The sequence below is a fragment of the Pseudomonas sp. ChxA genome, from assembly GCF_030263855.1.
In the GTDB taxonomy this organism is placed as follows: Bacteria; Pseudomonadota; Gammaproteobacteria; order Pseudomonadales; family Pseudomonadaceae; genus Aquipseudomonas; species Aquipseudomonas fluorescens_CB.
The window spans coordinates 168,681-181,253 of sequence record NZ_JARPMK010000005.1 but is presented as its reverse complement, the minus strand read 5'-3'; the positions used below and the strand labels follow the sequence as shown (position 1 = coordinate 181,253).

The following is a 12,573-nucleotide window of genomic DNA, read 5'->3' as shown; positions in this document are numbered from 1 at the left end:
GATGTTCAAGGTTTTCAGGCCATGCTGTCACGGCGCAACATGGCTTGGGCACGGTCTCGTTGACGTGGTGACGCATCCTGTTTCTCTACGACCATGCCTGCGAACTCATCACGACCTTCAAAATCACCGTTCACCTCAAGTTTCCATGCCAGCGAAAGCATGCGTTCCGCATCCTCGCAGTCAGGCACCTCATTGAGGTTGTCGATTTTGGACTCTTCCGTTTTGACCTCCTCTACAGTAACTGTTTCAGTTTCCAGGATGATCTCTACAGGAGGTGGCGCGGGCGCAAGAACCGGCATGCCTTTGTATCTCCGTACCTCATTCACTGGATGCGACAATTCAGGAGGATGCTCATAATGCTGCGCCTCGGACGCATGGTTGCTCAGCTTCAGGTTCCAAAGGAACGCCAAGGCAATTACGAGCAACACTAAGCCTACAATCCAAATCAAATTCGATGGCACATCAATCACGACAAATTCTCCCGTTGCTAATACCCTAATAGTGGCCACCCACTACCCCATTTTATGTGGTTTTCGCTGGTGGCACAGCTCGCTGAGCGGATACTCAAGTCATTCTCTCAAGGGCATCACCATGAACACAGTACGCAGCGAACAGACCCAAAGCATCAGCCTTCCAGTAAACTTCAATGGTGTGCTTAACGTCACACTCCCCGCGCATGTCAATGCTGAGGAGTTTTGCGCGATGGCACTCGCTCAGTTCAAGCAGCTCCTCCAAGCTGAAACCGCCATGGGTGAGACGGGGGAAGCCTCCTTCTCGTTTGAGGGTGATGTTTGGAGCACTGAGGGCCAAGCCCAGGTTGGCGATTTGATGTTTGAGGTACAGCACGACCTCTCAATGAACGTATCAGGTGCGCTTGTTGCGCTTAAACCGCGAAAGGGCGAGTTCGGGGCGGACCGGTATCGCAGTCGAATCTGCGCTTACGTATCTGAGCACGATGTCTACGTTACAGGCCGCTGTCCACAGACTGACGCAGAGCGAGTGCTCGTGCTTGTCCGGATGGACGCTTCCGACCCCACTGTGCACGTTATGAACCCCTCATTTGACGAAGATATGAGCCTCGATGGTCAGGCGCCTTTGGTGAGTGTTCCATTCCGTGGCATGTCATTCGCCCTAAATTGACTCGACATTGAGTGGGAGGTCGACTCCATAATGATCAATCCCTTTACCCTCTCAAAACCTAGATTGGGTCAGCCCTGCAACGGATGTGGCTATTGCTGCACGGTTGAACCTTGCATGCTGGCCAGCACCTACTTGAACTGTACCTCTGGACCTTGCGTCGCTCTCGAACACAATGATGGGCGATCTAGCTGTGGCTTAGTCCGAAACCCCCTTGGCTATTTGTACCAGGCGGCCAATCCAGACTCCACGGTATCGGTTCTTGATCCATCTCCAGACCTGGAAGCTGGCTACCACTTATCCGTCAAGATCGCTGCTGCCTTGGGCGTAGGGCAAGGGTGCGACTCTGACGATACGGCCGATGCGTTGCATTGGCCTTCGCACGTACCCGTAACCAACATTCCTTAGCCCGTTTTAGGGCACTCCAACTCCACTATTAGGTAAAGATTCCTTTTTGGAGATTGGGATGACCACTCGACGCGAATTCAACAAGCTTTCTGCGGTTACCGCTCTAGCAGCTGCGTCTGGTCTGGGCCTTGGGCTTAAGCCGGAAGATGCCGAAGCTGCAGTAACATCACTAGCGACCCTTCTTGTCATTGATCCTGTCACCCTCAGCTATATGGTTTATGGCCCTTGTTGCTGGTGGTGTGAGGATTACCTCATCGTGTCCCACTATCAGCCTGTAGCCATCTGTGAAGTGATCAAAGGCGGGGGCGATACCGCCTTGGGTCAGCCCATCAGCGGTCCGCTCAGTGCCGGCACTGATAACAACGACTACACCTCAATGCATGTGCGACTTTGGGAGATCCCTGACTGGGCCCTTGATATCGCTATGGCCTATCAAAGCTGCAAGCTTTGCGGGCCTGATATGGCTCGGACCTCGAATGTTGGGTTGACCAATATCCTTGATGTATGCGGAGCGGCATCTAATGTCCTCCAAAGCAAAGCGCTCAATGCGTTCAACCAAGCCTTGCCTAGTTGCTTTCCAAAAATGATCTATGACACTGAATTTGACCCCACTTGGAACACCGGGTGCAGAGATATCGGTGTTGCTTCCGCCTTGGGTATGGTGGCATGCACAAATCCTCTGACATCCAGCGTTTCCCTTTTTGGGTCGGAGATCTGCATAGGCACCAGGTGGGGAGCCCTTTATCCGCGGCAAATGGCTGATCACGATGACAATGCGGCAATTGCCGCAGGAAAGGCTGCCTACCGAGCAATTCATGTCAGTGGCTTTTCTGTTGGTTCTTTCCCTTTCAATGCCTCTCTTTCGGTCGGAAAGCTTCAGCAGACGTCACCAGGGGTAACTGTAGGGTTTGAGGCTGGTAGCTTGCTTCTGGATACCCAGATGCGGTTGTGGCCAGTATCGCTGGAGGAGATCTATACCTTTGTGTGGTGGGTCCCAGTTGTTTGCTGCAAATCCTATGATGAGATCATGGGTTTCTGTACTCCACAAACGTGTGGCTGATGGGCTTCTGGCACGTGATTTAGCGCATAGAGTGGTCCCGACCATGAGGATCACACTATGCCAAGCGTTCAAATCAATACCTCTCCCCTCCTACGCAATTTCGCTACCCTGATGCCGAATACCTGCATACAGGTGACCACAAAAATGGGACCTCAGACGCTTCTCAGGGCTGAATTCCCACCTGCCGACTACCCCGTCGACTCAGATCAGCAGTTGCAGTTTCTCCTGGACTTGATTGCCACTTCGAATCCAGGCGCCCTGGACTTAATTCATGAAGTCGCAAGCCGCTGCGTTGAAGATCAGCGTACGGCAATCGGTGACTTGCTTCGTTCCGCTCCCAACCGGCACAACAACTAACTCTCGAAAAAAAAGGCTACCCTTGGGTAGCCTTTGAATCAGAATGTTTTTTGTCCGTAAATTTGGGCAAGCTTTCGGGCCAGTCCCTCAGGGTTCGCCGAATACTGAACCGCGCCGGTATTGCGAGCAGTGTCCGGCATACTCTTAGCCCCAGATGATTCGTGATCTTGGGCCATGATCATTTTTGCTTTGCCCTTGATCGTTCTGATCCCACCAGACCCATCCATTCCCATGCCTGACAAAATGATCACCCCGAGGTGCGGGTGACAGTCGAAGACAGAACGAATCACTGCATCTATGCATGGGTTGAATGACACAGATTGAGCGCTGTATGGCTGAAGGTGGATCACACCAGCATTGATCACAATCGTGTTATCGCGCGGAACCAGGTACACGGAGTTAGGCTTGATTTTCATGCCTGACTCCGCTGATTGAACTCCCCACCCCGGAGCAACATCCTTCAAGCGTGCCAGCATCTGACTGTATCCAGCTTCTGACATGTGCTGGGCAACGAAAATTGAAATGGGCATCCTTGGAAGATCACCAAAGAACTGACGCAGCGCCTGCGGTCCACCTGAGCTCGCACCAATGATCCAAAGGTCGGGCACGTTCTTATTGTCCGCCTCATCCTTTTTTTCATCCAATTCGTTGGCTAGGTCAGGCAGAGCCAATTTGATTTCTTCGATCGTACGGTTTCGCCATGAGATACGATCACGTTGAGCCATGGCATACAGATTCTTATCGTGCACAAGACAGATGGGCTCTTCGCGGCCCAGTGCCTCCATCACCTCCTCACATTCCACGACGTTCGAGTCCGCCATGTCTATCAGCAGGATATGTGCATTGCTGATTTCCAGGTCGCCATCTTTCGCATGCGAAACGTCATACATGATCAGGTCGCCGACCAGTGGTGCAAGAAGCTCAGTGAACAACGCCTTTTGCACCTCATCCGTACTTACTACGCCAACTCTCATGCTGCGGATTCCTCCATCGATTTCTGCGCCTTGATCTGAGCTACAGCCTGTTGAAGAGACGGTGCATCACAAGGTTTGAGTAGATACTTGGTCACGCCGGCCCGCATCGCTTTTTCTTCAAGGCCCGTACGTGTAGTGATCATGATGATTGGAGTGTCGTCAAATTCCGGCTTGCGCCTGATCGCCTCAGTGAACTCGAAACCGTTCATATTCGGCATCTCAACATCAACCAGCATCAGGTCCGGCTTATCGATTAAGCCCAACTTGTGCAACGCGTTCTGACCGTCGACTGCAGTTATGACGGTGTATCCGAATCCGGTGAAGATTCGCTCAAGTTGACTGCGGTAGCTTCTTGAGTCGTCTACTACCAAAACAGTTGGCTTTTTTTCACGCTTCAGCGAACGAACGCGATTTTGTCGAACTTGATACCCTTTCGAACCTTGCTTGAGATTCAGTCGAGCCATTTCCATTACGTCCAGCACGAAGACAGGACTGCCATCTTGCATCTCTGTCTCACCCACCAATCCACGGACATTCGCGAGCATACCTTCAAGCTTTCTGATGTGGATTTCTGGCATAGAGTCGACTTCAGCCACCTCGATAGCTATCCGTTCATCACCTTGCTGGCAAAGAATGACTGTTACATCCCCTCCTTTCTGATCGGCACTGCGTGAGTCCGGCATAGCGACCAGATCTGCTAGGTGAACGACGTCGAAGCTGCGGTCGTCGTACGTGACAGTAGCAAAGCCATTAGCTGCTCTTTGCGCTGCCAGGGAACTACGAGATACAAGTAATACTTGAACCATTGAATAGCTCTGAATCGCAAACCATTGGCTGCCAGAGCTCACTATCATTGCTTTGTTAGAGCCGATTGTGAATGGCAACTCAATCAGAAACCGAGTGCCGATACCCTTCTCACTTTCGATATAGAGGCGACCCCCAAGCCCCTCAACAGTGGTTGCAACGATGTCCATCCCAACACCCCTGCCCGAGACATGCGTCAGCTTAGCCGCGGTCGAAAAACCGCTATGTGTGATCAGTCGCATGATCTCGGCACGGCTCAGTTGATCGCTATTGGAGATGATCTTCATCTCAATGGCTTTACGGTGTACGGCTTCAACATCAATGCCTCGACCGTCGTCACTGATCTCGAGAACGATGTGTTTAGCCCGGCGGGATGCTTTGATGTTTACAGAGCCTAATTCCGGCTTACCAAGCCTCAAACGTTCGGCAGGGGGTTCGATACCGTGGTCTATGGCGTTCCGAATAATATGAGTCAAAGGGTCAGATATTGCGTCCAGCATCATCTTATCCATGATGACTTCTTCACCCGCCATCGTCGCTTCAACTTCCTTGCCAGTTGCTTTCGCGGCTGTCTTCGCAGCCCCTGTCAGCTTCTGTCTGGCGTTGAGGAATGGTACCAGGCGAGAATGGAGCAGATCTCGCTGGAGTCCGATTAGGGCGGGATCAAGCTCATAGAGAGCATTTCGCATTTGGCGGATGTACGAGAAGATCTCGTGAACCTGTTCACGGACTTCATCTACTTGTGCACCCATTGCAACATGCATCGCAGAAAGGTCATTGAACCGCTCTAAATCTGCTTCAGCAGCATCCTCAAATTTCCGGGCCTGAGGTTGATTGTTGAAGAAGCTCCTGAGGGCCGTCGTAAGCTGACCGTGTTGAAGACTGTTGGCTTCAAGTAATTCCCGGGCACCGGTTAGCCGGATGTGCGCCTCTTCGTTCAGGGCACTAAGACGGTAGCGTACCGCGACCAATTCCGAAGCCCTTTCCGCAGCAGCCTCTAACAGATGAAGTTCTACACGGATCTTTTCGGAGGTACCCCCGTTAGATTTCTTGCCCTCATTACTGGCCTGGGCCTGCTCACGCCCTAGCAGGTCTAGTACAGCGTTAGAGACGATCGGTTGTTCGACTTCAATATCGCTGTCCATTTTAATGGTGTAGAGCCTGTCGAATGCCTCGGAAGCTTGGCGGGCGTATTCGGCTCGTACTGGATCGTCCTCAAAAGATTTCGCATGCGAAATCTTTTTGCTAGGGGCGATTTGGTTTTGGTCATCAGTCTCCCGCTGAGGTTGGGATTCCTGCACAGGATTTTGATCAGCAGTTGATTCTTTCGCTACGATATCGTCGGACTGAATCAGCTGTTCAGGTGCTTGAGGAATGTTTAAGACTGTCGCCTGCTCGGCGTCATCAGTGGTGATTTCCTCATTATTTATGCCTCCCTGAACGCTATGCTCACGTACAGCTGGGCCATACTCGCCATCAGTTTCCATCTCGGCAGCAGCCGTTGAAGCTTGGCCCCTGCCACCTTTTCCGCGGCCACCTCGTTTCTTCCGAGCCGGTTTGGTTTCAGCTTGATCAGCGCTGACCTCATCGAGGAACGTTACCTCCGGCATTTGTTCCGGTACTTCGCCTGTGTCATGAGGCTGCTCGAGACTGGTTTGGTCTTCGGTGGCAGGCTCAAGAACGGGCTCGCTTGGGATCACGGTCTGAATCTGTGCCTCGAGTTGAGCACCGGGAATTGCTTGATCTGAATGGAGTAAAGACAGATCGATTGTGTTTGTATTTACGGATTGTTCAAGGCATTGAATCAGGGCACTCGGTATTGAGTATCCACGGCCCTTCTTAACATCCTCCGTCATCGCCGTAATAGCTTGCATCACCAGCATAACTAGCTGAGCGCACGCTGGACTTGGATTGATAAGCTTAATTGAAAGGCTTTCAAACAGACTTTCCATCGAATGCGTAATTGCTGCAATCGATTGTGCTTCCGCCATCAACGCTGCACCTTTCAGGGTGTGCATATTGCGTTTGATGGTCAGCACCAAATCTTTATCGTTCATATCCTCGAGCCAGGCTGCAACGTTGCTTTCGAGATCGGGGAACACATCCTCAGCTTCATCTAGATAGAACTGGAAATCCTCGTTGTACTCTGGAGGAATCTCCATAGACGCTTGAATGGTGACTGCTTCAACTTCCTCACCATGGGTCGGTCCTGTGTCGTTGGTCAAAAAAGATTCTGCATGCGGAATTTTTTGCTCCTCAGAATCACCTTCCGATTTGTCGTGCCTTGCGAAAACCTCCACCTTCTGCTCGGTTGGCGGCTTAGCAATCGCGGCAGGCATTTCAGTGAATTCCGCTTCCTCAATGTCATCTCCAATCGAGGCAGCCATCGTGACCCATGCACCTAAGCGCGAAGTCTCAGACACCCACGGGAAATCCAACATGTACTTATGCGTCTGCGCGAGTACGTCGGTAAGCACCGATATGTCGTCGGCCGTTAGCGCTTTGCCAGCCGTGAACAGAACCTCAAAACGAGACTCTAGGACGCCGTATACCTCGTGCAATACCTCACAATTCACAGACCCTGAGATGCCGTGAATTGAATGCGCAGCTCTGCAAATGTCACGAGTCAGATGAGGTTGGCTGGCCTCGCTAAATGACAGGAGAATCCCGTGGTAGAGGACGAATTCCTCACGGTAGAGTTCGATGTGGCCGCCGTCGATGCCTTCTGGATATTCGCGGAGCTCAGTAACAGTATCGAGTTCAACCAACTCACCAACCAGCACCGAACTAGTATCTGAGGAGTCAGGATTCTGATTCACGTCGTGGTTGGTAATTTGGGGTTCGTCGAGTGCTTGGACGATGCCTGGATCGGACTGGGCAAGTAGGGCTTTCTCCATATCCCTAGTGAAGATAGAGACCTTACCGCGAGCAGAGTATTCGTCCATGCAACGGAAAATCATCTGGAGGGACGAAACGACTAAAGCGTCAGCTTCGGTGCGATTGAAACCCTCATCTCGTGAATGGTTATTAACCGTCTGACTGAACGTGCCCATTGCTCTTGCAAGGCGGTGGAATGAGTCGAACCCATACAGTTTCGCACCCATCGCCAAACGGTCCGCGGCTTTGTACAGCTGCTCCATTGTCTTTCTATCGCGAACATCTGGTTTGAGCAGTACGGGCTCGAAGATCTTTCTGAGCTCAAAGATTTCTGAGAGGAAGTGATTTTCGTCGCTCTCATTAACTTCGTCGGTAGCGATTGCTGCCTCAAACTTTTCCATCAATTCTGAGGGAGATACAACATCAACGTGCTCAACCTGGATGTTCAGCTCGCTAAGTGCTTCTTCAGCCCGTGTCATGAGGGTAGGGGACGGTGCCATGCCGGCCAGAATGGCCGCAAGGTAACTCTCGACGGCTACAAGTGCCCGTGCCGACATATCTACCGCAGTGGACCCTTTGATCCCCTGTTCAGTCATCTGACTCAGGAAGCCCTGGCATGACCCATTGAGAACAAGACCTGCACGAGTCAATCCCGTGAAGGACAGTGCGGCGCTGGCGCCTACCAAGCAGTTTAGGCCTGATCTCAAATCCTCGATGCCTGCGCCGCTATCCAAGTGATCGGTGATCGAGCGTCGGGTGAGTGCCAACTCTTTGATGGATTGCTCCACAACGCTGGCGATGACGTCAGGTTTTACCCCTGGAATACGCAATGATTGAATCGATTCGTTTGAGTCCAGGCGTCGGATGTGTTCATCAAGGAACATGAAATCCGACTTCAGCTTCTCAATCACTTCAGTTGTGAAACCGTCCACGGTGGACACCTTCTCCACTCTCGCTAGCGATTGCGCCGCGACAGCAGCCATCTCGCTCTCGTTCACCATGTAGAACACGCTGGCTACCTGCCGGATGGAGGCCCTGAAGGTCGCAATCTGGGCATCAAACGTCAGCGGCGATTTGCTGATGATCGCCCGGCCAAGGGAAACCATAGAGGTTTCCAGCAGAGGTTTGAGCTCGACTACCACATCCTTTATCGAGTCAGCACTGGCGGTTTCAATACGGGCTTGAAGCTCCGCGAGCGAGGTAGCGTCCACTGACTTTCTGACGTTGAATACGGCCAACACGTCTTCGATGGACTGGGGTAGCTTCGCGGACATGCTTAAGACAGAAAGCAGGGATTTGAATCTTGTGACACCTAGCGTCGCTTTAGCACCATCCTCTCCGTCAGACTCGGCTTTCTGAATGGCAACAGATAGCATACGAATTTTTGAAAGGGTATCGCCAGCCGCTCGGATAGCACCACAAGCAAGTGCTTCAGTCAGGCACTCCCCGACCCACCAAAAGCAACCGACTTCCAAATCGCTTGTTACGACCTGAAGTTCTCGAAGAATGTCGCGCAGTTCGATAACCGCAGCTTTATTCTGGTTGGTCATGTACGCGCTGAATGCGGTTTGAAATCGCTTGGGCGAACGACCAAAGACATCCTGACGTTCATCGTCAGAAACATCGCGGTTTCGATGTGGTGGCTCGACGTAGACGAACTCCACATCGGGTGGAAGAAGGTTGTCCTCTTCCAGTAGTGGAACCCCACGGAGCTCCCTCAATTCGTTGATCTGTTTAGCAAGGATGCCAGCGCTATCTGGCGCGCCGTCCACAACCATACCCAGAAACTTCGGTATGGTCAGAAGACTACCCATTATTGAGACGAGCGCCTGCTCAATCTTCTCTTGAGCTAGTCGATGATCTGCAATGTTTGTAACGATGATCTTCACTTCGAGTGCTAAGGCACTGCCGCCGATGCACTCAGCAACATCGAGCGCGGCATGGATATGCTTGACCTCGATCTCGACATTTTTGAATGCAGCATCGCGATCCTTCTTTTGGTTTTCAAACCAAACAGGCTCGGCATCGGGTGGAGGACTCGCTAAAGCTTTTGACTTTTTATTAAAGACTTCAAGCTGCAACTTGGTCGTGTCGACGCTCTTCTGTATAGGAGCCCGAAGCCAAGTCAGTTGGGCGATACGCAGTTTGTTAGACATCGACAGACCTTTGGAATACGTTGGGATTACTGTTTGGAATACGGGTCATGAATGGGTGAGACCAATTGAGGGTCTCCCCGGGGCCGGTGATGAGGTGGCCACCTGGGACAAGCATTGCTGAAAGTCTGTCCAGGATTTCGTATCTAGTATCTGTGCGGTAGTAGATGAGCATGTTCTGTGTGATTACGATGTTCGGATTCGCCAGTTGCACGGGTCTGTCTTGCAGAATGTTGTGCTCCTCAAACGTCACCATTTCACGGACGAACCTGTGAAATCGCATCTTGTTACCGCGGGTAGGGGCCGCGGCCAGTAAGCCAACACCTTCATGCCTTGGGTACAGCCCCTCACGCGCAGTGTTTATGCACACAGATGAAACATCGGTACCGTGAACCCTGAAAGTCGGGTGACCAGCATCTAGTAGCGCGGAAGCAATGCTGAAAGGCTCTTCTCCGGACGAACATCCGACAGAGAGAATCCGCGGCGAGGTAATGCCTTCGCATAGCTTGACGATTCGTTCAGTGGCTGGCAGCGATCGAAAGAACCGAGTTTCATGGTTCGTAGCCAGATGTAGAAGCATTGACCATGTCTCAGCGTCCACACGGCCCGACTTACGCCGTTCATCCAGGCTTTCCAGGTCCATACCAATACTTTCTACAAAACGCGTCAGAGCGCTCTTGAACGCGCCCTGACGGTTAGCATCAATCTGTATTGAGAACCTAGCCTCGATAGTCACTAACCATCGGTCAAATATGTCCAGCTCAGCCGGTGCATCGAGGCTATTCATCGTCAGTCCTTGGAGAATTGAGCGATCGTGCTCTGTAGGTCTTGAGCTTGTCGGTTAACGTTTTTGATTGCGACGGCTGTCTGCTCGCTAGCTGCGCTGTTATCAGCGCTGTACTGGTTTACGCTGTCTACAAGATCTCCCACGTCGCTCGACTTCGCCTTCAGCTGTTTTGTGTCTTCGGTTGCACGCTGTGCACCCAGAGTCAGGTTACCAGCCAGGTCCTTGATGTCTTTCAATGCGTCTTGAGCAACATTCGACCTATCACGGAGCTTGTCTGTTTCACGCTGCGCACGATCCACCGCGGACTGGTTTTCGCGTGCGGCATCGTTCATTGTTTTCAGCTGGACATTAATTTGCACGACCGCATCTTTCGTCTCTTCACTAAGGCGGGACATTGCCTTTGCTGCGTTGGCAATGCGGATCGACTGCCCCTTATCCTGAAGCTCATCAGCCATAAGGTTTGCGTTGAAAGAGAGCATCGCGGCCCTGGAGGCTACCTCTGCAACAACCTGCGCAATTGTTTCCAGAACCTGGAAACTCTCGATCATGTGTTTCGAGCGGTGTTGGATTGACAGGGTCTGCTGTTGCAGCTCGAGGATGTTGTCATGAACCTGTGTTACCGACGATTCACCCGAGGCAACCTTCTGCACCATGTCGTCAGAGATCTGCTGAGTCTCTAACGTCATATCCTCAATCTGGTTGATGAACTGAGACAGATCGCCAAACAATTGGCTGATATGTTCAATTGCCTTGTCCTGCTCGCCACGATTCTGTGCAACGTTCTGCTCAGTTATCAGGGTTTGCTCAGTCGCTGCGGAAAGGCCAATGATTGTTTCTTTGACTTCGTCAAGAATTGTGGCGAAATTGCCAAATGTTTTGTTAAGGCCCTTGGCGATATCGCGCGTAGCTTCGTTGTCTTCAGTCAACCGTGTATTGAGCTTGCCCTGCCCTACCAACTCGATCTCATCAAGCAGCAATTTCAAATGCTTAGATCGTGTGCTTATCGAGACCTCTTGATGGCGGCCCTGAGTCTCAATGGACTCTGTACGACTGCTAGTGATCGATCGCATCATCAGCATTGAGATAATCGAAAGGAGCAACGTTAATCCGCCCAGGCCTGCGACGATAGTGATCCCCATTGGGCGACTGTCAGGCAGTGCTTCAACTGAACCGATGAGGCTGGCCGCGGACGAAGAAACTCGGTCACGGACATTCCAAATAGTTTTCGCATGCGGAATGTTTTCACTTACCCCTGATGCGTTATCAATGGTCTTTTGAACCAGGCGAACGACGGATTCAGCTTCTCGATAGCTTTTGACCAAGGGGGTCATAAAGTCTTGATCTTTTGGAAGCGACTGTCCGAGCCTGGCCAATGTAGTCACATACTGGCTGAATGCGCTCGCAGCCGCCCGCAACGTATCGCTGTTGATAGCGCCATCCGAGCTCAAAGCTTGCTGGCCTTCTTCCAGCGACGACACAGCCTTAGAAAGCTGCCCCTTGATTTGCGGCCCGGCCGATGATGCTTCAAGGCTCGCACGAGCCTCCTTCGCAGCTTTTAAAGCCTCGGCTGCGGTTCTCTGGGTGTCAGCCAGAGTCCTGCTGTATTGATCAGTAACTGTACGCTGGCTAACAATTTGGGAGATTGATGGTGAAATCTCTGCCCAGACCTTCTGAAGTGATTCCAGATTCGCCAGCACTACTGGTGGAGCTGGTTCGATACCTCGGACTGGATCACCGTTGCGCAGAGCAGCGAATGCTTTCTCTACAACATTTTCTAAATTAGCCATATCTGAGTTGTAGCTGCTATCTGTCGCTGCTCGCTCAGCAAGGTAAATGGCCTGCATAGCGCTTGTTTGTGCTTGGTAGCTGGCCTTCAGCAAGAAGCCTTGCTGGGTATTGTTTTTCAGGAATTGATACCCGGTATAACCGGCTGCGCCACCCGACAGGAGGACCATAATTGTTGCTAGTGAAACGATGGAAGAATTATTACTCATGCTGTCCAATCTCGGGTGGGGG

The 12,573-nt window shown here is 51.8% G+C and carries 7 protein-coding genes; 2 read left to right on the top strand and 5 right to left on the bottom strand.

Features of this window, described 5'->3' with window-relative positions; genetic code table 11:
• Positions 1-14: 14 nt before the first annotated feature.
• Entirely contained in the window at positions 15-470 is a 456-nt protein-coding gene (locus tag P5706_RS35385; RefSeq protein ID WP_153045960.1) for a hypothetical protein, read from the bottom strand.
• Between the two features lie 121 nt (positions 471-591).
• Here P5706_RS35385 and P5706_RS35380 point away from each other — a divergent pair, with 121 nt between their 5' ends.
• Together P5706_RS35380 and P5706_RS35375 are read left to right on the top strand one after the other, a co-directional pair.
• Complete coding sequence (locus P5706_RS35380; protein ID WP_078466149.1) at positions 592-1,140, top strand: hypothetical protein; 549 nt, start codon at positions 592-594, stop codon at positions 1,138-1,140.
• A 463-nt stretch (positions 1,141-1,603) separates the two neighbouring features.
• Positions 1,604-2,605 carry a hypothetical protein gene (locus P5706_RS35375; RefSeq protein WP_078465875.1) on the top strand — a complete coding sequence of 334 codons (1,002 nt, stop codon included), beginning with the start codon at positions 1,604-1,606 and terminating at the stop codon, positions 2,603-2,605.
• Between the two features lie 395 nt (positions 2,606-3,000).
• Here P5706_RS35375 and P5706_RS35370 read toward each other — a convergent pair whose 3' ends face one another.
• The 4 genes from P5706_RS35370 to P5706_RS35355 are packed head-to-tail and all read right to left on the bottom strand — an operon-like array spanning position 3,001 to position 12,551.
• A complete protein-coding gene (locus tag P5706_RS35370) occupies positions 3,001-3,936 on the bottom strand; it encodes a chemotaxis protein CheB (RefSeq protein WP_011923268.1) in 936 nt (311 codons plus the stop codon).
• On the bottom strand, positions 3,933-9,773 hold the full coding sequence (locus P5706_RS35365) for a hybrid sensor histidine kinase/response regulator (protein ID WP_078465874.1): 5,841 nt from the start codon (positions 9,771-9,773) through the stop codon (positions 3,933-3,935). Before P5706_RS35365 ends, P5706_RS35370 begins: the two co-directional genes overlap by 4 nt.
• Entirely contained in the window at positions 9,766-10,557 is a 792-nt protein-coding gene (locus tag P5706_RS35360; protein ID WP_011923270.1) for a CheR family methyltransferase, read from the bottom strand. Before P5706_RS35360 ends, P5706_RS35365 begins: the two co-directional genes overlap by 8 nt.
• Before the next feature lie 2 nt (positions 10,558-10,559).
• Positions 10,560-12,551, bottom strand: a complete 1,992-nt coding sequence (locus tag P5706_RS35355; protein ID WP_153045959.1) for a methyl-accepting chemotaxis protein — start codon at positions 12,549-12,551, stop codon at positions 10,560-10,562.
• Between the last annotated feature and the right edge of the window lie 22 nt (positions 12,552-12,573).